This window comes from Thiocapsa bogorovii (genome assembly GCF_021228795.1).
In the GTDB taxonomy this organism is placed as follows: Bacteria; Pseudomonadota; Gammaproteobacteria; order Chromatiales; family Chromatiaceae; genus Thiocapsa; species Thiocapsa bogorovii.
In genome coordinates this window covers 834623-855569 of the sequence record NZ_CP089309.1, presented here as the reverse complement: position 1 = coordinate 855569, position 20947 = coordinate 834623, and the positions used below count along the sequence as shown (strand labels likewise).

19 protein-coding genes and 1 tRNA gene are annotated in these 20947 nt (G+C 64.3%); 16 read left to right on the top strand and 4 right to left on the bottom strand.

Annotation, left to right across the window (positions count from 1 at the left end):
• Window positions 1–28 precede the first annotated feature (28 nt).
• The 9 genes from LT988_RS03950 (at window position 29) to LT988_RS03910 (ending at window position 7534) form a co-directional block, all read left to right on the top strand.
• A complete protein-coding gene (locus LT988_RS03950) occupies window positions 29–931 on the top strand; it encodes a complex I NDUFA9 subunit family protein (RefSeq protein WP_232408938.1) in 903 nt (300 codons plus the stop codon).
• A gap of 59 nt (window positions 932–990) precedes the next feature.
• Complete coding sequence (locus LT988_RS03945; protein ID WP_232408937.1) at window positions 991–1767, top strand: YdcF family protein; 777 nt, start codon at window positions 991–993, stop codon at window positions 1765–1767.
• Between the two features lie 127 nt (window positions 1768–1894).
• Complete coding sequence (locus LT988_RS03940; RefSeq protein ID WP_232408936.1) at window positions 1895–3367, top strand: DegQ family serine endoprotease; 1473 nt, start codon at window positions 1895–1897, stop codon at window positions 3365–3367.
• Between the two features lie 388 nt (window positions 3368–3755).
• Entirely contained in the window at window positions 3756–4526 is a 771-nt protein-coding gene (locus tag LT988_RS03935) for a DUF2189 domain-containing protein (RefSeq protein ID WP_232408935.1), read from the top strand.
• A 140-nt stretch (window positions 4527–4666) separates the two neighbouring features.
• Window positions 4667–5287, top strand: coding sequence for a methylthioribulose 1-phosphate dehydratase (locus tag LT988_RS03930; RefSeq protein WP_232408934.1), 621 nt, complete (start codon window positions 4667–4669; stop codon window positions 5285–5287).
• Window positions 5284–5823, top strand: a complete 540-nt coding sequence (locus tag LT988_RS03925; protein WP_232408933.1) for a 1,2-dihydroxy-3-keto-5-methylthiopentene dioxygenase — start codon at window positions 5284–5286, stop codon at window positions 5821–5823. The genes LT988_RS03930 and LT988_RS03925 overlap by 4 nt, the downstream gene beginning before the upstream one ends.
• A 9-nt stretch (window positions 5824–5832) precedes the next feature.
• Window positions 5833–6516 carry an acireductone synthase gene (gene mtnC, locus LT988_RS03920; RefSeq protein ID WP_232408932.1) on the top strand — a complete coding sequence of 228 codons (684 nt, stop codon included), beginning with the start codon at window positions 5833–5835 and terminating at the stop codon, window positions 6514–6516.
• A gap of 180 nt (window positions 6517–6696) precedes the next feature.
• A complete protein-coding gene (locus LT988_RS03915) occupies window positions 6697–7020 on the top strand; it encodes a type II toxin-antitoxin system TacA family antitoxin (protein WP_232408931.1) in 324 nt (107 codons plus the stop codon).
• A 28-nt stretch (window positions 7021–7048) separates the two neighbouring features.
• Entirely contained in the window at window positions 7049–7534 is a 486-nt protein-coding gene (locus LT988_RS03910; RefSeq protein ID WP_232408930.1) for a GNAT family N-acetyltransferase, read from the top strand.
• Between the two features lie 129 nt (window positions 7535–7663).
• On the opposite strand, the gene LT988_RS03905 is transcribed toward LT988_RS03910, so the two are convergent.
• A tRNA-Leu gene (locus tag LT988_RS03905) sits at window positions 7664–7750 on the bottom strand.
• 117 nt (window positions 7751–7867) lie between these two features.
• Between LT988_RS03905 and rnr the strand changes: the two genes are divergently transcribed.
• Both rnr and rlmB read left to right on the top strand, forming a co-directional pair.
• Window positions 7868–10240 carry a ribonuclease R gene (rnr, locus tag LT988_RS03900; protein WP_232408929.1) on the top strand — a complete coding sequence of 791 codons (2373 nt, stop codon included), beginning with the start codon at window positions 7868–7870 and terminating at the stop codon, window positions 10238–10240.
• A gap of 2 nt (window positions 10241–10242) precedes the next feature.
• Entirely contained in the window at window positions 10243–11037 is a 795-nt protein-coding gene (rlmB, locus tag LT988_RS03895) for a 23S rRNA (guanosine(2251)-2'-O)-methyltransferase RlmB (protein ID WP_232408928.1), read from the top strand.
• 51 nt (window positions 11038–11088) lie between these two features.
• Here the strand turns inward: rlmB and tsaA are convergent, their stop codons facing one another.
• Entirely contained in the window at window positions 11089–11835 is a 747-nt protein-coding gene (gene tsaA, locus LT988_RS03890) for a tRNA (N6-threonylcarbamoyladenosine(37)-N6)-methyltransferase TrmO (protein WP_232408927.1), read from the bottom strand.
• Window positions 11836–12041: 206 nt separating this feature from the next.
• Here tsaA and LT988_RS03885 point away from each other — a divergent pair, with 206 nt between their 5' ends.
• Both LT988_RS03885 and parC read left to right on the top strand, forming a co-directional pair.
• Window positions 12042–13118, top strand: coding sequence for a PA0069 family radical SAM protein (locus tag LT988_RS03885; protein ID WP_232408926.1), 1077 nt, complete (start codon window positions 12042–12044; stop codon window positions 13116–13118).
• Between the two features lie 171 nt (window positions 13119–13289).
• Window positions 13290–15551, top strand: a complete 2262-nt coding sequence (parC, locus tag LT988_RS03880) for a DNA topoisomerase IV subunit A (protein WP_232408925.1) — start codon at window positions 13290–13292, stop codon at window positions 15549–15551.
• Between the two features lie 280 nt (window positions 15552–15831).
• Here parC and LT988_RS03875 read toward each other — a convergent pair whose 3' ends face one another.
• Both LT988_RS03875 and LT988_RS03870 read right to left on the bottom strand, forming a co-directional pair.
• Window positions 15832–16176 carry a TusE/DsrC/DsvC family sulfur relay protein gene (locus tag LT988_RS03875; protein ID WP_232408924.1) on the bottom strand — a complete coding sequence of 115 codons (345 nt, stop codon included), beginning with the start codon at window positions 16174–16176 and terminating at the stop codon, window positions 15832–15834.
• A gap of 294 nt (window positions 16177–16470) precedes the next feature.
• Window positions 16471–16902, bottom strand: a complete 432-nt coding sequence (locus tag LT988_RS03870; RefSeq protein ID WP_232408923.1) for a DNA polymerase III subunit chi — start codon at window positions 16900–16902, stop codon at window positions 16471–16473.
• A gap of 430 nt (window positions 16903–17332) precedes the next feature.
• On the opposite strand from LT988_RS03870, the gene LT988_RS03865 reads away from it, so the two are divergent.
• The 3 genes from LT988_RS03865 to LT988_RS03855 are packed head-to-tail and all read left to right on the top strand — an operon-like array spanning window position 17333 to window position 20908.
• Window positions 17333–18622, top strand: coding sequence for a paraquat-inducible protein A (locus tag LT988_RS03865; RefSeq protein WP_232408922.1), 1290 nt, complete (start codon window positions 17333–17335; stop codon window positions 18620–18622).
• A complete protein-coding gene (locus tag LT988_RS03860) occupies window positions 18570–20252 on the top strand; it encodes a PqiB family protein (protein ID WP_232408921.1) in 1683 nt (560 codons plus the stop codon). Before LT988_RS03865 ends, LT988_RS03860 begins: the two co-directional genes overlap by 53 nt.
• Window positions 20252–20908, top strand: coding sequence for a PqiC family protein (locus LT988_RS03855; protein ID WP_232408920.1), 657 nt, complete (start codon window positions 20252–20254; stop codon window positions 20906–20908). The genes LT988_RS03860 and LT988_RS03855 overlap by 1 nt, the downstream gene beginning before the upstream one ends.
• Window positions 20909–20947: the final 39 nt, after the last annotated feature.

Below are 20947 nucleotides of genomic sequence, written 5' to 3'. Positions count from 1 at the left end.
GACGCCCCAGACGAGTCACGACGACATCATGAGACATCCGTGCATTTGTGTCATTGGGGGAACCGGCTTCGTCGGTCGACATCTCCTAAATCGCCTGTCCGGCGCCGGATATCGGACCCGTGTGCCGACGCGCCATCCCCATCGCTATCGACACCTACGGCTCGTTCCGGGCTGCGAGCTGGTGCAGCTCGACCAATGGGACGAAGCCGGTTTGGCCGATCTGATGGTCGGATGCGACGCGGTGGTGTATCTGCTCGGCATCCTCAACGAGGGGGGCGGGCGCACCTTCGAGCAAACCCATGTCGGGATGGTCGAGTCGACGACACGCGCGGCGCTCGCCGCCGGCATCGACAGGTACCTGCACATGAGTGCGCTGAATGCGGACCCGGCCGGTCCAAGCGAGTATCTACGCAGCAAGGGCAGGGGCGAGGCGGTCGCCTTGGCGGCGGCCGAACAGGGATTGGCGGTGACGGTGTTTCGTCCCTCGGTCATCTTCGGGCCGGGCGATGGACTCTTCAATCGGTTCGCATCGCTGCTGCGTTTGCTTCCGGGGCCATTCCCGCTCGCCTGTGCCGACGCGCGATTCGCCCCGGTCTATGTCGGCGATGTCGCGACCGCCATGCTTCGCACGCTCCAAGATCCGGCGAGCCGCGGACAGATCTATGAGCTTTGCGGACCGCGCACCTTCGCACTGCGCGATATCCTGATCTACACGGGAAGCCGGATCGGGCGCAAGGTCCGAGTGGTCGCCCTGAGCGATCGTCTCGCCCGACTTCAGGCGCGCATCTTCGAGAAGCTTCCCGGTAAACCCTTCAGTACGGATAACTATCTGTCCCTTCAGATCGACAGCCTCTGTCGAGAGGATGGACTCGATCGGCTCGGCATCGTGGCGACCGATGTCGACGCCGTGGTACCCGGTTATTTGGGTTAGCCGCCTGAGCACGGATCCGGATCGGCCGAACGATCCCGGCGATCGGAGCTATCGACCTCATGCTTTACCTCGATAAGGTGCTCAGCCAACTGGCCTATCCGCTCGGGCTCTCGATCGTACTGGCGCTGTTGGCGCTTGTGCTTCTCGTCGCGGGCCGGCGCCGATCGGGGCTTTTTGCCTTGTCGGTCGGGATCCTTTGGCTCGGTTTCTGGTCGATTCCGATCGTCTCGGACGGTTTGCGCCTCTCGCTGGAAGGCCGGTTCCCGCATGAGCCGGTGGACGTCTTGCCGGAGGCGGATGCCGTGGTCGTCCTCGGAGGCGGCATTCGCGGCGGCCCGCCCGCTTGGCCGGACCCGGATCTGGGGCGGGCCTCGGACCGGGTTTGGCACGCGGCGCGGATCTATCGTGCGGGGAAGGCCCCGCGCGTCATCGTTTCGGGTGGCTCCATGCCTTGGGCGGGCGAGCGCCGCAGCGAGGCCGATGCGATGCTGCGTTTCCTCGCCGATCTGCGTGTGCCGTCCGCTGCGATCCTGCTGGAGGGACGCAGTCGAAACACCCGCGAGAACGCGCTCTATACTCGCGAGATCCTAAGCGCGGAGGGGTTCGATCGCGTCCTTTTGGTGACCTCGGCTCTGCACATGCCGCGCGCACTGGCGACCTTTCGCGCAGCCGGGATCGATGCGGTGCCGGCGGCGACCGATTTCGAGGTGATGCCCGAGCCTGCTCATCTCATCCGCTGGCTCCCGGACGCCGAAGCCTTGTCGGACAGCACGCGTGCCCTGAAGGAGTATGTCGGATGGTGGGTCTACCGGTGGCGCGGTTGGGCCGAGGCGTAAGCTCGCGGATGATTGCCGCGTCGGCGATCGAGCGATCAGCCGACGGCATCGCAGAGGCGAGCGGCGTCGGAGCACGTGGGAGAATCGAGCGATTTCGATTGAACAAGTCAATTCATTGGAGACAACGATGAAAAGGCATCTTGTGAGTGTAGCGATACTTTCGGCGGCGATTCTCGCGGGCCCCGCGCAGGCCTTGGACGGCGGTGTCGAGAGTCTGCGCGAGACCGGCAAGGCGTTTGCCTCGGTCGGGCGGGCGGTGTCTCCGTCCGTGGTCTTCGTCCAAGTCGAAGGCCAACGGCAGGCCACCGCGCAGGCTCCCCTCGGCTTGCCCTTCGGCGATGAGCTGCCTTTCGGGGACGAATTCTTCAAACGCTTCTTCGGCGAGGGCTTTCCGGGAATCCCGCGCGGCCAAGGACCTGGAGCCCCGCCCAGCGAGCCGCGCTCGATGGGGCAGGGCTCGGGATTCGTGTTCGCCGCAGAGAGTGGTCTCCTCACCGACAAGACCTACATCATGACCAACAATCACGTCGTCGAGGGTGCCGAGCGGATCCGCGTCACCTTTCAGGACGGACGTGAATTCGATGCCGAGGTGACCGGCCGTGACCCTCAGTCCGACGTGGCCGTTATCGAGATCAAGACCGGCGGCCTGCCCGCACTCGCTCTGGGCGACTCGGCGAAACTCGAGGTCGGCGAATGGGTGGTCGCGATCGGCAATCCCTTCGGGCTGAGTCACACCCTCACGGTCGGCGTGGTCAGCGCCACCGGGCGTACCAGCCTCGGCATCAACGACTACGAGGACTTCATCCAGACCGACGCCGCTATCAACCCGGGTAACTCGGGGGGGCCGCTTGTCGATCTCGACGGCGCCGTGGTGGGCATGAACACCGCCATCTTCAGTCGCAGCGGCGGCTATATGGGCGTCGGTTTCGCCATCCCGATCAATCTCGCCAACGCCATTGCCAACCAGTTGATCGAGCAAGGCGAGGTGACGCGCGGATTCCTGGGCATCGTCATCCAGCCGCTGACCGCGGACCTTGCCGAATCCTTCGGGATGCAGCAGGGCGAGGGGATTCTGATCGCACAGGTCACGGAAGACAGTCCCGCCGGGAAGGCCGGTCTGCGCCAAGGCGACGTCATTGTCGCTTATCGCGGCGAGCCCGTGACGGATGTCGGCAACTTCCGAAACCGCGTCGCCCTCACGCCGCCCGGGAGCAGTCAGGAGCTCACCATCGTGCGCGACGGGCAAAGGCAGACCCTCGATGTCACCATCGGGACGCTGAACGCCGAAGCCCTTGCATCCTCCTCGCCCACCCAAACCAGCGAGGAACTGGGTCTCACCCTACAGAATCTCACGCCGCAGCTTGCCGAGCAGTTCGGCGGTCAGGCCGGCGAGGGCGTTCTGGTCACGGAGGTGAAGCCGGGATCGATCGCCGCAACCGCGGGGATCGAGCCGGGCACACTGATCCTGCAGGTCAATCGCGAATGGGTGAAGAGCGTCGCGGACTTTCAGCAAGCGGTGAAGGCGGGGCGCGAGACCGGACGGGTGCTGCTGCTGGTCCGTAAGGACGATATGCAGCGCTACGTGGTTCTGAGCTGGTAGCCGCGCACGGCGGGAAAGGATTCCCGCCGGTTTTTCACGCCGCGAGGCCGGGACGCCTCTGGGCGACGTCCTGTCCGGACGCCTGTCTCAACCGGCGTTTCCCGGAGTCGTAATCGCTGTCGAGCCAGGTCAGCGACTCGAATCATCGATACACGTCATCGACGTGACTTGCGAACCAATCCTCCCGCGACTAGTCTCTCACTGAAGACCAAGCGCAAAAGTTGGTTTTGAAGTCCGCGCCGATCGGGTTTCCGGGAGGCAGTGCATCGGATCTTATCCAGACCAGCGAGCCACCTTCAAACGCATCCTTTCGCGATGCCGTGAAGATCCTCGCCGCCGTTCCGGCAACCCCTGTCGGTAGACACGACAACCGTCGGGAGGAAGAATCATGAGTCTCGTCACCTACCTGAGCGGACATGGCGGCCATGCGTTGCCTGTCATGCAAGTTTCTTTGGCAAAACCCTTCGTCTGGCTGGGCAGAGGTTGGGAGGATCTCCGCCGGACCCCCGGCGCCAGCCTCGCCTACGGATTGCTTGTCTCCGTGCTGGGTGCGGTGATCCTCGGCTTTTGGCGGCATCCGTATTTCATCGCCGCAGCCGTTTCCGGCTTCCTGCTGGTCGGGCCGCTCTTTGCGGCGGGCTTGTGCGAGCTGTCGCGTCGTCTCGCGGCCGGGGAGCCCGCCGATTTCGACACCTCGCTCTCGGTCCTTGCGGAGCATCGCACGGCCCTGATTCGGTTCTCGTCCGAGCTGTTGGCGATCGGTGCGATCTGGTTTGCGGCCTCCACGCTGATGCTGTATCTGGCCTTGGGAAGTGCCGGTCCGGGCGTCGAGGCGACGATGTGGGGTGGCGTGCTCGAGCAGTTGACCCGGGCGCAGATGATCTCCTACGCCGTGGTCGGCGGTCTTCTCGCATGTGTCGTCTTTGCGCGATCGGTCGTCGCGGTCCCGCTCATCATCGACCGTCACGTGGATTCGCCGACAGCCGTGCGCACCAGCATCCGTGTCACGCTTGCCGATCTGCCGGCGATGATCCTGTGGGCCGCCCTGATCGTCATCCTGGTCGCCATAGGGTTCGCGACCTTCCTTGTCGGCATGGTGGCGATCTTTCCGCTGCTCGGGCATGCGACCTGGCATGCCTACCGCGACTTGGTGAAATAAGGAGCGGGACCGACTCGGTCCGCCCGGCGGTTCGGCCGGGCGGGCTGCATCGCATCGCATCGCGGCGGTTGAATCTGCCTCCACCATTGGACCTCATCCGGATTCTGCCTTAGATTGCGGATTTGTCCGGCAGAACCGAGATGGACGATCCCGAGGTCTTCAAACAGCGCGCCGCCGAGCTCATCGACGTCGGGCACTTTTGCTTTTCGCGTGGCTGGTTGCCGGCGACCTCCGGAAACCTCTCCGCGCGTCTGGATAAGCGCCGCATCGCCATCACCGTGTCGGGGCGTCACAAGGGCGAGCTCGACGCGAGCGGGATCATGGCGATGGATCTCGGAGGCGGAATCCTGACCGCGGGCTGTCGCCCGTCCGCCGAGACCGAGCTCCATCTGATGTTGTACCGACGCGATCCGGCCATCGGTGCCGTGCTGCACACCCACTCGGTCAACGCCACCGTGCTCTCTCGCCTGGCCGGCGACGCCTTGATGCTCTCCGACTACGAGGTCTTGAAGGCGTTGCCCGGGATCGAGACCCACAAGACCCGGCTCGCACTGCCCGTCTTCCCCAACGACCAGGATATCGGGCGTCTGGCGCTCGAGGTGGAGCAGGCGCTGGAGCGCACGCCGGATCTGTCCGGCTACTTGATTGCCGGTCACGGCCTCTATACCTGGGGCAGCAACGTCGCCGAAGCGCGTCGGCGGATCGAGGCGTTCGAGTTCCTGCTCGAATGCGAAACCCTCACGAGGAGTATGAGCCGATGAGCGAGCTGCGCATTCACACCGAAGACCGCCCCGTCCCCGATGCAGTCTTTACGGACTTCGCCGACATCCGGCGCGAGCTGGACGCGATCGGTGTCAATTTCGAGCGCTGGCAGGCCGACCGCGTCCTGGCGCCGGAAGCGACGCCCGACGACGTCATCGCCGCTTATCGCACCGATATCGACCGTCTGATCTCCGACTACGGCTTCGGCTCGGTGGATGTCCTGCGCATGACGCCGGACCACCCCGACCGCGAGGCCCTGCGCGCGAAGTTCCTGAACGAGCACACCCACACCGAGTTCGAGGTGCGCTTCTTCGTCGAGGGCAGCGGTCTCTTCTATTTGCATACCGGCGGCCGCGTCTACGCCGTGATCTGCGAGCAGGGCGATCTCATCAGCGTCCCCGACGGCACGACCCACTGGTTCGACATGGGCCCGCGTCCGCACTTCACCGCGATCCGTCTCTTCACCAACCCGGAAGGCTGGGTCGCCAACTTCACCGGCAGCGACATCGCGTCGCGCTTTCCCCGCTTCGAGTAGTCAGTCCACATGATCAAGGCGATCCTCACCGACATCGAGGGGACGACCTCGAGCCTCTCGTTCGTCAAGGACGTGCTCTTTCCCTACGCCGCAGAGCGGCTGCCCGACTTTGTGCGGGCGCATCGCGACGATCCGCAGGTGACGCAGTTGCTCGAAGATGCACGCGCCGCCGCGGGTGGATCCGGCGACGACGAGGCGCTGATCAGGCAGTTGCTCGACTGGATCGCGACCGACCGCAAGATCACCCCGCTCAAGGCACTGCAGGGGCTGATTTGGGAGGAGGGTTATGCCCGCGGCGACTTCCGGGGCCACATCTACCCAGATGCTGTCCGTCGCCTTCGAGCCTGGCATGGCGCTGGCCTGCGGCTCTATGTGTATTCGTCGGGATCGGTGCACGCTCAGAAGCTACTGTTCGGGCACACCGACTACGGCGACCTCACGCCGATTTTTTCCGGCTTCTTTGACACGCGCATCGGCGTGAAGCGCGAGCCCGAATCCTACGGTGCCATTGCTTCCGAGATCGGTCTGCCGCCCGGAGAGATCCTCTTCCTCTCGGACATCCGAGAAGAGCTCGATGCCGCCAGCGATGCCGGGATGGCGACGACCGCCCTGCGCCGCGAAGGCGTGACCTGGCACTTCGGTGATCATCCGGTCGTTGAGAATTTCGATGGGGTTCGGCGGATCGAGGATTGAACCCGAACAAAGGAGTCGAGTCCGCAGACAGGATCATCGACGAAACGGACGCCGTGAGGTCCACGGATGTTTCGCAGCTCCATCGATCGCCGAAGCCGGCGCAGCGTCGCAATCGCGTGAGGTGACAAAATGTCACCACTTTGCTAAGATGCTTGTGTCAGGCGATCAGGAGATATTCTCATGTCAACAGCATCGATCGACCGCGGCCGCATTACCGCCCGTGTACCCGCCGACGTCCAAAAGACACTGGAGATTGCGGCAGGCATGGTGGGCGCGACGGTCAACCAGTTCATCGTCCAAACGGCGTTGCGCGAGGCCGAGCGCATTATCGAGCAGGAGCGGGTCATTCGTCTGTCCGAACGTGACGCCGATGCCTTTCTGCGTGCGCTCGATAACCCGCTGCCGCCCAACGAGACCTTGACGGCGGCACTTCAGGACTACGCGGTGCGACGTGATGATCACACTGGAACCCTTGACTGGGCGCCACGACCGAAGCGGGTTTGACTCCGGCGTTGGGGCCCTCGATTCCTGGTTGAGGCAAACCGCTCTACAGCATCAGAGCAAAGGCATCTCGCGGACATTCGTTGCAGTCCCGCGCGACGACGAGGCGGCGCAGGCGTTTCAGCGCAACGGCTACGCAGGTGTCGGCTCATCCAGCATTTTGGGGTTCTATGCCCTGTCGTCGGCCATCGTCCTTGTCGAAGCCTTACCGTCTGGGTTGGCGAAGCGTTATCCGCGTCAGATTCCGGTGACGCGCCTTGGTCGCCTGGCAGTTCGGCTCGACATCCAGGGGCAGGGGCTCGGGAGGATCCTGTTGGCGGATGCCGTGAATCGGGCCCGTGGCGCGGCGCAATCCGTCGGCAGTGCCGGAATCGCCGTCGATGCCAAGGACGAAGCGGCGGCGCGGTTCTATCGGCGCTTCGGCTTCCTCGCCTGCCGTGATTCGCCGAAGATGCTGTACCTGCCCATGTGGCGAACAGCAGCGCTCGCCCGAGCCGGAAAAGCGTTTGCTCGGTGAAGACCGGCGATGAATTCCAGGCGGGAATGTAGCGATTGGCGCGACCGTCTTTCCGGTCGCCGCTGTACTTAAGGGTTGAGCGCCCGTAGCGGGCTGAAGAGACCGAGGGGATCCAGGGGGCCGAGAAGATGGTGCCGAGGAGAGGACTCGAACCTCCACGAGCTTTCGCCCACATGGACCTGAACCATGCGCGTCTACCAGTTCCGCCACCTCGGCATGAGGTTCCGGGGATCTCTTGAAGAAGGTCGTCCCCGTGGCAAGGCGCGAATATTAGTGAGACAACCAAAGGGTGTCAAGGCTACACTAACCTTTTCCGGACAAGAACGAGCCCAAGTGACAAGACGCCGAAATTCGACAGCCGCCAAAGAAGCGGATCCCCATCGCCAGCGCGAGGCGAAAAAGTACGCCAACCCCATCCCCAGTCGCGAATTTATCCTCGAAACACTCACCAATCTCGGTGCACCGGCCGGTGCCGACGAGGTTGCCCGAGCGCTCAACCTCACCGACGAGCAGGATCTGATCGCCTTGGAGCGCCGACTCGGCGCCATGGTGCGTGACGGTCAGTTGGTGCGTAATCGCAACCAGGCGTTCTGTCTGGTCAACCGACGCGATCTGATCGCCGGTCGTGTCATCGGACATGCGGACGGTTTCGGTTTCGTACGCCCGGACGAGGGTGGCGACGACCTCTACCTCTATCCCAAAGAGATGCGTGCGTTGTTTCACGGCGACCGCGTCGTCGTGCGTGTCGCAGGGCGCGATCGACGGGGTCGGCTCGAGGGTGCGGTCGTCGAGATCCTGGAACGCAAGACCCGGACCGTGGTCGGGCGGCTTTACAAGGAGAGCGGTGTCGGCTTCGTCGCGCCCGACAACAAGCGGCTGACGCACGACATCATCATCCCGAGCGACCGGATCGCGGGGGCCGAGCAGGGCCAGATCGTCGTCGCCGAGATCACGGATCAGCCGACCCAGCGAACCCAGCCGATCGGTCGGATCCTGGAGGTCCTCGGCGACCACATGGCGCCCGGGATGGAAACGGACATTGCGATCCGCGCCCACGATCTTCCGATCGAGTGGCCCCAGGAGGTCGAGGCCGAGATTGCGGGGTTGGGGAGCGAGGTCCCGGAGGCGGCGAAGGAGGGCCCTACCGACCTGCGCAAGATCCCCTTGGTGACGATCGACGGGGCCGATGCGCGCGACTTCGACGACGCCGTCTATTGCGAGCGCAAGCCTAAGGGCTGGAAGCTGCTGGTCTGCATCGCCGACGTCTCGAGCTATGTCGTTCCGGGTACCGCACTCGACGCCGAAGGCTATTCGCGCGGCAACTCGGTCTATTTCCCGGACCGTGTCGTCCCGATGCTGCCGGAGGTACTCTCCAACGGGCTCTGCTCGCTCAACCCGCATGTCGATCGGCTTTGCATGACCGCCGAGCTTTACATCAACGCGGAAGGCAAGGTTACCCGCACCCGTTTCTTCGAGGGTGTCATGCGCTCGCATGCGCGGCTGACCTACGACCAGGTCGCCGCGATGATCATCGACGGTGATGCCGATCTGTGCGAGAAGCACGCGGACCTGCTGCCCCACCTGCACGAGCTCTACGCCCTTTACCAGACACTGCACCAAGCGCGCGCAGAGCGCGGTGCGATCGACTTCGACACCGTCGAAACCAAGTTCGTCTTCAACGAGCAGGGACGCATCGCCGCCGTGGTGCCGTTGGTGCGCAACGAGGCGCACAAGATCATCGAAGAGTGCATGCTCGCCGCGAACGTCGCCGCCGCGCGTCTCTTCGAGCGCAAGAAGATGCCGGCGCTCTACCGCATCCATGACCTGCCGAACGCGGAGAAGTTGAGCGACCTGCGCGAGTTTCTCGGACAGCTCGCGCTGAAGCTCCCGGGCGGCGAGAAGCCGACCGCCAAGGACTATGCCGAGCTGCTCGAGTTGGTCAAAGACCGTCCGGATCGTGGCTTGATCCAGACCGTGTTGCTGCGTTCCATGCAGCAGGCGATGTACAGCTCGGACAACGTCGGCCATTTCGGTTTGGCTTACGATGCGTACACGCATTTTACCTCCCCGATTCGCCGCTACCCGGATCTGGTCGTCCATCGCATCATCAAGCACCTCCTGCGCGGCGGGACCGCGGCCGACCTGGACTACTCCAAGATGGAGCTTCAGCAGATCGGCGAGTACTGCTCGGGCACCGAGCGGCGCGCCGACGAGGCGACCCGTGACGCCGACGATTGGCTCAAGTGCGAGTTCATGAAGGGCAAGCTCGGTGAGAAGTTCGACGGCATCATCACCAGCGTCAACTCGTTCGGCATCTTCGTCGAGCTCGACGAGGTCCATGTCGATGGCCTGGTGCACATCACCGCGCTCGACAACGACTTCTACCATTTCGACCCCATCGGCCATCGTCTACACGGCGAGCGCACCGGCACCGTCTACCGTCTCGGCGATCCCCTGCGGGTGCAGGTTGCAGCCGTAAACCTCGACGATCGTAAGATCGACTTTGTGCTCGCCGAGGCGAGCGGTAAGGGCGTTAAGGGCGGACAGGGCGGGCGCAAGTCCAAGCCGAAAGCGAAGCCGACGGCTCAGGCGGCCGGCTCGTCGGCGGCTCCGGCTCAGGCAGACAAACCTGCCGAAGGCGCCAAGAAGCCGCGTTCGCGCAACCGGCGCAAACGCAAGCCGGCCGGCGCGGCCCCGACCTCCTGACCATGAAGACTGCGCGACGCCTCGTCGGGAGCCGTGACGAGGTGCGGCGCCCGACGGCGGGGCTGCATCCGGTCGGCGGTATTCACAGTGCGCGCGCCGCGATCAAGTTCGGGAGCGAAGGGGTCGGTGAGCTTTGGCTCGACCGCAGTCGTCGGGACCGGCGGTTAGCGGAGTTGGCCGATCTCGCGAGTCAGGCGGGCGTCAAGGTCCGCCAGGTCGAGCGCGACGAACTGGAGCGCGCAGCCGAGGGCGCCAATCACCAGGGCGCACTGGCCTGGGTGCGTGTTCCGGCGGCACGCTCCGAGCAGGATCTCGATGGACTCCTCGAGCGCGTCGAAGGTCCGCCGTTTCTTCTTCTGCTCGACGAGGTGCAGGATCCACACAATCTCGGGGCCTGTCTGCGCACCGCGGAAGGTGCCGGCGTCCATGCCGTCATCGCGCCGAAGGACAGCGCCGTCGGTCTCACGCCGGTCGTTTGCAAGGTCGCCAGCGGTGCCGCCGAGACCCTGCCCTATGTGCAGGTCACCAATCTGGCCCGGACCATGGGCTACCTCAAAGAGCGAGGGATCTGGCTCACCGGAACGAGCGGCGATGCGGACACCGAGCTCTATGCCGCCGACCTCACAGGGCCGCTCGGCCTGGTCATGGGCAGCGAAGGCACCGGCCTGCGTCGTCTCACACGCGAGCATTGCGATCGGCTGGTCCGCCTACCCATGTGCGGCGCCGTCGAGAGTCTCAATGTCTCGGTCGCCGCGGGTGTTTGTCTCTACGAGGCGTTGCGCCAGCGCCGGGCCTGAGCCGACCGCGGCCGGCGTGGTCGTATCGGGCGTCCGGGGCGGCCTGTCGGATTAGGCTTCGCCGATCCGGCCACCGGCGGCGGTGTCGACAAGCGGTTCGACGGTGACGACGCACATGGTGTTTCCGTCGATCCTCCAGCGGACGTTCAGATCGTAGAGCCGGAGGCCGAACTCGCGGCGTTCGGGGTAGCGGCCCATATAGCCCGGGCGCGGATCTTGGGCGAGGACCTGTTCGATCAGCGTGCGCAGTCGGCGCGCCCCGGTCGGATCCGCTTCGGCAATGCCTTGGAGGGCCTCCGCGGAAAAGTCGACGTCGGCGGCGACGATCTCGGGCGCCGTGGCGAAGCCGCTTCTGGCTCCAGGAATGCTGTCTGCATAAGGGACATAGGGCTTGATGTCGAGGATCGGGGTGCCATCCAAGAGATCGACACCGCGCACCTCGAGCGCGAGTCCGCGTCCGTCTTTGACGAGTCCGAGCTGCTCGACCGCGGAGATCCCGATGGGGTTCGGCCGGTAGGGCGCGCGGCTCGAGAAGACGCCGACGCTCTCGCGGCCGCCGAGACGCGGCGGTCGCACCGTCGGGCTCCAGCCGGCGATCAGGCAGTCCTCGTGAAAGACGAAGAGGAGCCAGACATGCGAGAAGCCTTCGAGCCCTTTGAATGCCTCCTCCCGCGCGAAGTCGGGCAGCAGCTCGACACGCGCCTCGGCGGCGGTCACCAATCCGGGCTGGCGCGGGATCCCGAACTTGTCGGTGTAGGGGGAGCGGATGTGGCCGATGGGTGCGAAGGTGAAGGACATGCATTCGCCTGCTGTGATTGGGTGGGTCCCATTATGTCGGAGAATGCCGCAGGCCTCCCGTCGCCGGGTTCCGGCAGTGATATGCGGGATCGTTTGGTCGTGGGCCTGACCGCGATGAGCCGGGATCAATGTCCGTCAAGACGAGCGCATTCGGGGATCTTGAAGGGCAGGTGGCTGGAAGCTGGCGGCCGGCGGTGTCTTTTGGAATGATTCGACCGACCAAGCCGGACGGACGCGGTGCAACCCTAAACCCGGACTCGCGCTATTCGGCCGCGCGACGCGAGTCCGAAGACGACGGTTGGCCGGTCGACGCTGAGCTCCCGCCCCTTCGCACGCAGCTTGGGGTGGACACGAGCCGCACCCTGATCAGCTACAACCAATCGCCCGACATCCCCTTCGATCGCTCGGTGAATCCATTCCGCGGTTGCGAGCATGGCTGTATCTATTGCTATGCGCGTCCGACACATGCCTGGTTGGGCCTATCTCCGGGCCTGGATTTCGAGACACGCCTCTTCTGGAAGCCGGATGCGGCGCGCCAGCTCGAGCAGGAACTGGCCGCCCGGAGTTATCGCCCCGCGACCCTGGTGCTCGGGGCGAACACGGATCCCTATCAACCGATCGAGCGGCGCCTTGCGCTGACGCGCTCCCTACTTCGGGTGTTGCATGACTGTCGCCACCCGGTCGCCATCACCACCAAGTCGGCCCTGGTCCTGCGCGATCTGGATCTGCTGATCCCGATGGCCGAGCTTGGACTGGTCGCGGTGCAGATCTCCGTGACGACGCTCGATGCACACTTGGCGCGTCGGCTGGAGCCGCGGGCGGCGTCTCCGGCGCGGCGCTTGGAGGTCGTGCAGACCCTCGCACAGGCCGGCGTGCCCGTAGGCGTCTTGGTCTCGCCGCTGATCCCGGGGCTGACGGATGCGGATCTGGAACGCATCCTGGAGCGCGCCGCTGCGGCGGGTGCTTCCCGTGCCGGCTGCCTGCTCGTCCGTCTGCCGCGCGAGGTTGCGGAGCTGTTCGATGCCTGGCTGCGGGTGCATGTCCCGGATCGGGCCGAGCGGGTCCTGAGCCTGATTCGACAATGCCGAGACGGACGTCTCAACGACCCGGACTTCGGGACTCGGATGACGGGGAAAGGTCCAGTGGCCGAACTGCTTGCTCAGCGCTTTCGCCTAGCCGCGCGGCGCCTCGGCTTGGACCGACAGGACAGCGGGTGGGATCTCGACGCGTCCCGCTTTCGCCGGCCGCTGCTCCCGGGGAGCCAGCTCGATCTTTTCGAGTAGGATGCGTGCCGCAGAAAGGGATCCACGGCGGGGTTCAGGATCAATGATCGGGCTGCGTTCGGGGGCGCCATGCTGGAAATCCCGTCGTCCGGGCCTCGGCCCGGGTTTGTCCCGAGCCGCATCTTGCCGCATCATGCCCGACCGCGGATTCAGTGAGCGCAAGACGACGGTATGACGGAAATCACGACCTACAACGCGGAGGGCCTCGAGCGCCTGCCGCTGAAGGATTTCACCGAAAAGGCGTATCTGGACTATTCCATGTACGTCATCCTCGACCGTGCCCTGCCCCATGTGGGTGACGGGCTCAAGCCCGTGCAGCGGCGCATCCTGTATGCCATGTCGGAGCTCGGGCTCTCCGCCGCAGCCAAGTTCAAGAAGTCCGCGCGCACCGTCGGCGATGTGCTGGGTAAGTTCCATCCACACGGCGATTCCGCCTGTTACGAGGCGATGGTGCTGATGGCCCAGCCCTTCAGTTATCGCTATCCGCTGGTGGACGGACAGGGCAACTGGGGCTCGCCGGACGATCCCAAGTCGTTCGCGGCGATGCGCTACACCGAGTCGCGTCTTACGCCCTACGCGGGATTGCTGCTCGACGAGGTCGATCAGGGGACGGTGGACTGGCAGCCGAACTTCGACGGGACGCTCGAGGAGCCGAAGCTGCTGCCGGCGCGTCTGCCGAACCTTCTGCTCAACGGGGCGACCGGGATCGCCGTCGGCATGGCGACCGACATCCCTTCGCACAACCTGCGTGAGGTGGCACGTGCCTGCATCCATCTGCTCGATCATCCGGACGCGACACTCGAGGACCTGATGCGCTTCGTTCCGGGGCCGGATTTTCCGACTGCCGGCGAGATCGTCACCCCGCGCGAAGATCTTGCGAAGATCTATCAGACCGGCGGCGGGAGCCTGAAGCAGCGTGCCGTCTACGAGGTCGAGCGCGGCGAGATCGTCATCACGGCCTTGCCCTATCAAGTCTCCGGCAGCCGAGTTCTGGAGCAGATCGCGCAGCAGTTCAATGCGAAGAAACTGCCGATGATCGAGGACTTCCGCGACGAGTCCGATCATGAGTTTCCGACCCGATTGGTGATCGTACCGCGCTCCAATCGCGTGGATGTCGATCGCCTGATGTCGCACCTGTTCGCCACGACCGATCTGGAGCGCAGTTACCGGGTCAACATGAACGTGATCGCGCTGAACGGTCGGCCGCGGGTCATGACCCTGCGCGATATCCTTGTCGAGTGGCTGGCCTACCGCACCGAGACGGTCCGGCGGCGCTCGCAACATCGTCTGGATAAGGTCCTGGAACGTCTGCACCTCTTGGACGGCCTGCTGATCGCCTTTCTCAATATCGACGAGGTCATCCGCATCGTCCGCACGGAGGACGAGCCCAAGCCGGTGCTCATGGAGCGGTTCGCGCTCTCCGACGCCCAGGCGGACTACGTGCTGAACACCCGGTTGCGTCAGCTCGCACGTCTGGAAGAGATGAAGATCCGTGCCGAGCAAGCGGAGCTGGCCGAGGAGCGCGACGGGCTGCAAGCCATCCTGGGCGACGCCGCGGCACTGAAGCGGCTCATCTCCGAGGAAATCACGTTCGATGCCGAGAAGTACGGCGATCCGCGGCGCTCGCCTCTGGTCGCACGCGCCGGCGCGGCGGCGATCGACGAGGTCGATCTGACACCAAGCGAGCCGGTGACCGTGGTCCTGTCGGAGAAGGGCTGGGTGCGCGCGGCCAAGGGGCACGAGGTCGATCCGGCCGGGCTGAGCTATCGCTCCGGAGATCGGTTCCTCATGGCGGTGCGGGTGCGCAGCAGTCAAGCCGTGGTCGTTCTCGATTCGACAGGGCGCAGCTATTCCTTGCCGGCCCATAGCCTGCCGTCCGCGCGTGGGCAGGGTGAGCCTTTGACCGGCCGACTCGATCCGCCATCCGGTGCGCGTTTCGTCGCGGTACTCGGCGAGCCTCCCGAAAGTCGTGTGCTGATGGCCTCCGACGCAGGGTACGGCTTTATCGCCCGCATGGAGGATCTTTACGCGAAGTCTCGGGCCGGAAAGGCGGTGTTGAGTCTGCCGAAGGGGGCCGAGGTCTTGGTGCCGGTCGCGTTGACCGGGGAGGAAGGCGGCCTCGAGGGCGCCAGGCTTGCGGCCGTCACCACGGCGGGGCATCTGCTGCTGTTCCCGGTTTCGGAGCTTCCCGAGATGCCGCGGGGCAAGGGGAACAAGATCATCGGAATCCCGTCGGCCCGCGCCGCGGCTCGGGAGGAGATGGTGACCGCGCTCGCCGTGGTCCCGGAGGGCGGGAGTCTCGTGTTGCTCTCGGGAAAACGGACCTTGACCCTGAAGCCGGCCGATCTGGATGTCTACCAGGGCGAACGCGGGCGCCGCGGGCGTTTGCTGCCGCGCGGGTTTCAACGAGTTGAAGCCTTATCGGTGATCTAGGCCGGCTGGGCGAAGACCAAATCCGACGCGCGCACGACCCGATCCGCTGTCGGTCGGGCTTCAGCCCGACCCGTGAACCTTGTCGCGGCCCCTTCGCTGGCAACAAACAGGTGATTGACTTGAATGGCAGGGTTTTACCGACGCGGCTGAAAGCCCTGTCCAGAGCGAGGTGCTTGGTGTTTCGATCGTTTTCGAACCCTAAACGGCGTCAGCGACGACAGGTCTGGTTTCTGCCGTAGCTGATCACTCCCGGCCCGATGCATCCCGCTCCAGAAGCGGTTTAGCTCATATAGCTCAAGGCTTCATCACCGGGATGCGGTAAACCCGCAATGCGCCACGCCTGGCGGCAGGATCCGAAGAGCCGATGCACTGCATCGCGCTTCATGCCGTGGGTGCGGCAGATCTGCGACGCCGGCGGGATGGAGCCGTAGGTCATGCGGTGCTCGCGAAGGTAGTAGATGATGGACCAATGGTCGGGGCCAAGCGGCCCGATCTCGTCGAGCTCCGCCATGACACGGGCCATTCCCGCGTTCCAATCCGTCGGGTCGATCAGGAATCCGTCCTCGTCGACGGGTAGGGGTCGATGTTTGGGCGGGGTCTGGGTGCGGACGGCGGTTTGGGTCATCGTGATTATCCTTGGTCTTTGGTGGATCAATAATTCTTATGCCGACATTAACTGCTCTCTCACCTACGAATATAGTCAGAATTGACGGCGCGTCAACCCCCTGATTGCGAGCGCGCAAGCGGGCCGGCTCGTCCGCCTGTGGCTCGACGCTACCGAAGGAATGAGAGACCGACGGGAAGGGGCCGGGTGGAGTGCGTCCGCGAACCCGGCTTGATGCAGGGTTTCGCGGATGCCGAGGCTCCGGGGCTCACCCCGGCCAACAAAGCTCGATTGCAACGCGTCTTGCGGGGTGGTTTAGAGCCGAATCTCGTGGTGCTCCAGCGGGTAGCCGCGATCGCGGTAATAGCGGAAGCGCTCGCGGCCGGCGAGGCGGGCGGCGGGGTCGTGGTCGATGGGCTCGCAGAGACGCTCGAAGCGGCCGAAGAACTCGGGGACCTCGCTCGAGAGGTTGACCAAGACCTGATCCTCCTCGTCGGGGGAGCCGTCGCCGCTGATGAGGACGGGAGTCAGTTCCGGATCGGTGCGGCCGACCCGTCCGTGGGGCAAGAAGCTGTCTTCTCGGAAGGTCCAGAGCAGACGATCCAAATGCTGAGCTTGATCCGGATCGGGGCAGTGGATCAGCACGCGCGCGCCGGTTGCACGGATGCGGTCGACGAGGCGACAGACGAGGAGGAAGCGATCGCCGCCGCTGTTGCCGTCGAGGCTGTAGAAGTCGATTCGGGTCATGGATTAAGGCGCGTCTGATGTGGCATGGTCTGTTGTCGTTCGGGTCCGGCCTTGTATGTATCCCAAATCAGCGTCGTCGAAGCGCCTTGAGCCTTGATTTGATTTCATTGATCTCGGGCGCGCTGCTCCGTGGGCGATGCGGGCTGCGGTGCCGGGGTTGCCGGGAATTGACCTCTCCGCCTTCCGACTAGGGGGCTATTCCGAGCACTGGGGTCTTTAGGAAAGCAGGGTGCGCACCGCGCGTGTCGGGACAAGGCGCAACTCCGGCCCGGCGTGCGCGCGCGGGGCGTGCAATGCAGCGAAAAATCCGCGTGTGCTCGGTGTAGTATACCGGCAGCCTAACCCTTCTTCGCAGGGTGACGCGTCGCGCGCGTCACGCAACCGATCCAGCGCCGATTCGCACGGAACACCGAACAGACGACCGAGCACCATGGCCCAAGACCCGCTCACCGCATGTCTGGAATGCGGTCTGCTCCAGCGCATCCCGGAGGTGCCGTCGGGCGGATCGGCGCAGTGCGTGCGCTGCGGCGGCGTGATGCACCGTCATCGACCGGATAGCCTGAACCGGACTCTGGCACTCACGATCGCCGGGCTCGTCCTCTTCATCATCGCCAACGGTTTCCCCTTTCTCTCGTTCGAGATGCAGGGCAGGGGGACGCAAACCACGCTGATGACGGGCGTGGTCGATCTCTATCAAGGAGGCAATTGGCCGATCGCCGCGGTGGTGCTCTTCACCAGCATTCTGGCGCCGGGTCTGCAGTTGGCGCTCTTGCTGGTCGTCCTGGTTCCGCTGACGATGAACCGAATGCCACACTGGTTGCCGACACTCTTTCGATGGGTCCGGACCTTGGTCCCGTGGGGGATGATGGACGTCTTCATGGTCGGAATTCTTGTGGCGGTGGTCAAGCTCGCCGACCTGGCGTCGATTGTTCCCGGTGCCTCGCTCTTTGCGCTCGTCGCGCTCATCTTTGTCCTGGCGGCTGCCCAATCGGCTCTGGATCCCGATCTCGTCTGGTCGCGTGTGCCGATCACAGGCGGTCGCGCGCGCCCGTTGCGCCATGGCGAGGATCACGTCTCCTGCGATGTCTGCGAGCTGGTGGTTCGGCCCTCCGAAGCCATGCGCGACGGCAATCGTCTGCGCTGTCCGCGTTGCACGGATGTCCTGCACCGACGAAAACCCCAAAGCCTGCAGAGGACGTGGGCGCTGTTGTTTGCGGCGATCGTCTGCTACATCCCGGCGAACGTCTTGCCGATCATGTCGGTGACTTCGCTGGGAAGCAGCCAATCGGATACCATCTTCAGCGGAGTATGGTTCATGTTGGATCACGGAATGTGGCCCCTGGCCCTTGTGATCTTTACTGCGAGCATCTTCGTTCCGCTGTTGAAGCTGGTGATTCTGTTATCCCTTCTCGTCTCGGTCCAGCGGCGCTCCAACTGGCGGCCACGCGAGAGAACCCGGCTCTATCGCGTCGTGGAGACAATCGGGCGCTGGTCCATGGTGGATGTCTATGTGGTCACCATCCTTGTCGCTTTGGTGCGGCTCGGGAATATTGCGAGCGTCCAAGCGGAGCTCGGCGCCGTCTTTTTTTGCGCGGTCGTGGTCTTGACCATGCTCGCGGCCATGTCGTTCGATCCCAGGTTGATCTGGGACGCAATGGAGCAGGGACATGTCGGAGATCGAGAACACCGGTTCGGGGCCGCCCTTGCCGAATCCCCTTGAGGACCCGCCTGCGGCGATCGTCAGGGGGCGCAGCGGTGTCTCGCTCGTCTGGCTGATTCCGATCTTGGCCCTGTTGATCGGAGGCTGGCTTGCGGTAAAGACGTATGCCGAACGGGGACCGACGGTCAAGATCGAGTTCGGGACGGCGTCGGGGCTGGAAGCCGGTACGACCAAGGTGAAGTTCAAGGATGTCGACATCGGTCAGGTCACCTCCATCGATGTGAGTGCTGATCTGAAGAGCGTCATCGTCACGGCCGAGCTCAAGCACGGCGCGGAGCAGTTTCTGACCGCGAAGACGCGCTTCTGGGTCGAGCGCCCGCGGGTGACCGCCAGCGGTGTCTCGGGCCTGGAAACCCTGCTGTCGGGCTCTTTTATCGCGATCGATCCGGTGCTCGGGGGTAAAGAAGTGCGTCACTTCAAAGGTCTCGAGGAGCCGCCGCTCTTCACGACCTCGGAGCCGGGGACGCGATTCACGCTGCGCTCGCCCACCTTGGCATCGTTGAACATCGGTGCGCCGGTCTACTATCGCCAGATTCAGGTCGGACAGGTTGCGGGCTTCTCGCTCGACGAAGACGGGGAAGCGGTCAGTATCGACGTCTTTGTCTTTTCGCCGCATGACCGCTTGGTATCGACGAGTACCCGGTTCTGGAACGCCAGCGGGATCGATTTTTCCTTGAGTGCGGCCGGTGTGAAGGTGGATACCGAGTCGCTAATGTCGGTCTTGATCGGCGGTGTCGCCTTCGATACGCCCGATACCATCGATGCGCCGGGCGAGCCCCCGGGCCCGGATCACGTGTTTCCGCTCTATGCGAACCGCGACAACGCCCACGAGAAGACCTACCTGCACAAAGAGCGCTATCTCCTCCTCTTCGAGGGCTCGGTGCGGGGTTTGAGTGTCGGCGCACCCGTGATGCTGCGTGGGATTGCGATCGGGAAGGTCCTCGATATCCAACTCCAGCTCAGCGTCGAAGACCTTCAGTTCCATATTCCGGTCCTGATCGAGCTGGAGCCTGAACGGGTTGCGGTCCGCGGTGATCGAGGCGCGTTCGACGAGACGGGTATGATCAGGCAATTGGTCGCCAAAGGTTTGCGGGCTCAGCTCAAGACGGGCAGCCTTATTACGGGCCAGCTCTATATCGAGTTGGATTTCTACCCGGATACACCGCCGGCGGTGCTTGCGAAGGAGGGCGACTATGACGTCCTGCCGACGATCCCGGGCTCGCTCGAGGCGTTGACCAACAAGGTCACTGCGATCCTCGACCGGCTTGATGCCTTTCCGTTCGATCGGATCGGAAAGGATCTGACCGACACGCTCTCCGGAGCGAGCGAGATCGTGAACTCCCCGGCACTCAAACAGGGTATCGTGGAGCTTGAAGCGTCGCTGACCGAGATTCGTGGGCTAGCCGAGCAGCTCAACACAGGCATTGCGCCCGAGTTGACCGAAACCCTGCGTCAGACCACTGCGACCTTGCGGAGTGTCCGTCAGTTGATCGAGGAGGGATCGCCCATCTCCGTCGAGCTGCGACGCTCGTTGAACGAGGTCTCGGGCGCGGCGCGATCGCTGCGGGTCCTGACGGACTATCTCGAGCGTCACCCGGAAGCCCTGCTGAGGGGTAAAGGAGGAGGTTGATGAAGGTGAGGCGTTTTGGGCTGGTCGTCGCGGTCGCTGTCCTGCTCTCCACGGGGTGTGCGACCACGCCGCCGTCGAGCTTCTATACCCTGACGCCGATGCGGGGTTTGCCCGATGCGGGTGGTTCGTCGAGCACGGCGCCGAGCGTCGGACTGGGTCCGGTGAACTTTCCTCGGTTCTTGGACAGACCCCAGATCGTGACGCGCGATGCCGGAAATCGATTGGCCATCGACGAGTTCCATCGCTGGGGCGGGACCATCCAGGACGACTTTCTGCGGGTCTGGATCGAGAACGTGTCCGCCCTGTTGGGCACGACCAGCGTCTTCGCCGTTCCCGGCGAGGTGCGCTATCCGTTGGATTTTCGGGTGACGGCCGACGTTCTCGCCTTCGAAGGGACCTACGATGGATATGCCGTGCTGCGGGCGCGCTGGATCGTGCTCGACCACCGCACGGATCAGGTCTTACGCGTCGAGGAAACGCGTTACCGTCGCCCGCTGGCCGAGCCGAAGGACGAGGGTGCACTCATCGCGGCGATGAGCGAGACGTTGAGCGATTTCAGCCGGGATGTTGCCGTGACCCTGAAGCAGCTCCCGAAACCCAAGCCGCCGGCCCCGGAGCAGCCAGACGTTCGAGACGGCTCGCTGCGCATCCCCTGATTCGCCATGCGTCGCGCTCCGCTTCGACCGCCGACAGTG

What these genes read in the sequence shown, in the direction of transcription:
- LT988_RS03930 (WP_232408934.1), top strand. Translation starts at nt 4,667, where the DNA reads ATGGACGATCCCGAGGTCTTCAAACAGCGCGCCGCCGAGCTCATCGAC.
- LT988_RS03860 (WP_232408921.1), top strand. Translation starts at nt 18,570, where the DNA reads ATGTCGGAGATCGAGAACACCGGTTCGGGGCCGCCCTTGCCGAATCCC.
- LT988_RS03940 (WP_232408936.1), top strand. Translation starts at nt 1,895, where the DNA reads ATGAAAAGGCATCTTGTGAGTGTAGCGATACTTTCGGCGGCGATTCTC.
- tsaA (WP_232408927.1), bottom strand. Translation starts at nt 11,835, where the DNA reads ATGTCCTTCACCTTCGCACCCATCGGCCACATCCGCTCCCCCTACACC.
- LT988_RS03925 (WP_232408933.1), top strand. Translation starts at nt 5,284, where the DNA reads ATGAGCGAGCTGCGCATTCACACCGAAGACCGCCCCGTCCCCGATGCA.
- LT988_RS03945 (WP_232408937.1), top strand. Translation starts at nt 991, where the DNA reads ATGCTTTACCTCGATAAGGTGCTCAGCCAACTGGCCTATCCGCTCGGG.
- LT988_RS03875 (WP_232408924.1), bottom strand. Translation starts at nt 16,176, where the DNA reads ATGACCCAAACCGCCGTCCGCACCCAGACCCCGCCCAAACATCGACCC.
- LT988_RS03870 (WP_232408923.1), bottom strand. Translation starts at nt 16,902, where the DNA reads ATGACCCGAATCGACTTCTACAGCCTCGACGGCAACAGCGGCGGCGAT.
- LT988_RS03950 (WP_232408938.1), top strand. Translation starts at nt 29, where the DNA reads ATGAGACATCCGTGCATTTGTGTCATTGGGGGAACCGGCTTCGTCGGT.
- rlmB (WP_232408928.1), top strand. Translation starts at nt 10,243, where the DNA reads ATGAAGACTGCGCGACGCCTCGTCGGGAGCCGTGACGAGGTGCGGCGC.
- parC (WP_232408925.1), top strand. Translation starts at nt 13,290, where the DNA reads ATGACGGAAATCACGACCTACAACGCGGAGGGCCTCGAGCGCCTGCCG.
- LT988_RS03935 (WP_232408935.1), top strand. Translation starts at nt 3,756, where the DNA reads ATGAGTCTCGTCACCTACCTGAGCGGACATGGCGGCCATGCGTTGCCT.
- mtnC (WP_232408932.1), top strand. Translation starts at nt 5,833, where the DNA reads ATGATCAAGGCGATCCTCACCGACATCGAGGGGACGACCTCGAGCCTC.
- LT988_RS03915 (WP_232408931.1), top strand. Translation starts at nt 6,697, where the DNA reads ATGTCAACAGCATCGATCGACCGCGGCCGCATTACCGCCCGTGTACCC.
- LT988_RS03885 (WP_232408926.1), top strand. Translation starts at nt 12,042, where the DNA reads ATGATTCGACCGACCAAGCCGGACGGACGCGGTGCAACCCTAAACCCG.
- LT988_RS03855 (WP_232408920.1), top strand. Translation starts at nt 20,252, where the DNA reads ATGAAGGTGAGGCGTTTTGGGCTGGTCGTCGCGGTCGCTGTCCTGCTC.
- LT988_RS03865 (WP_232408922.1), top strand. Translation starts at nt 17,333, where the DNA reads ATGGCCCAAGACCCGCTCACCGCATGTCTGGAATGCGGTCTGCTCCAG.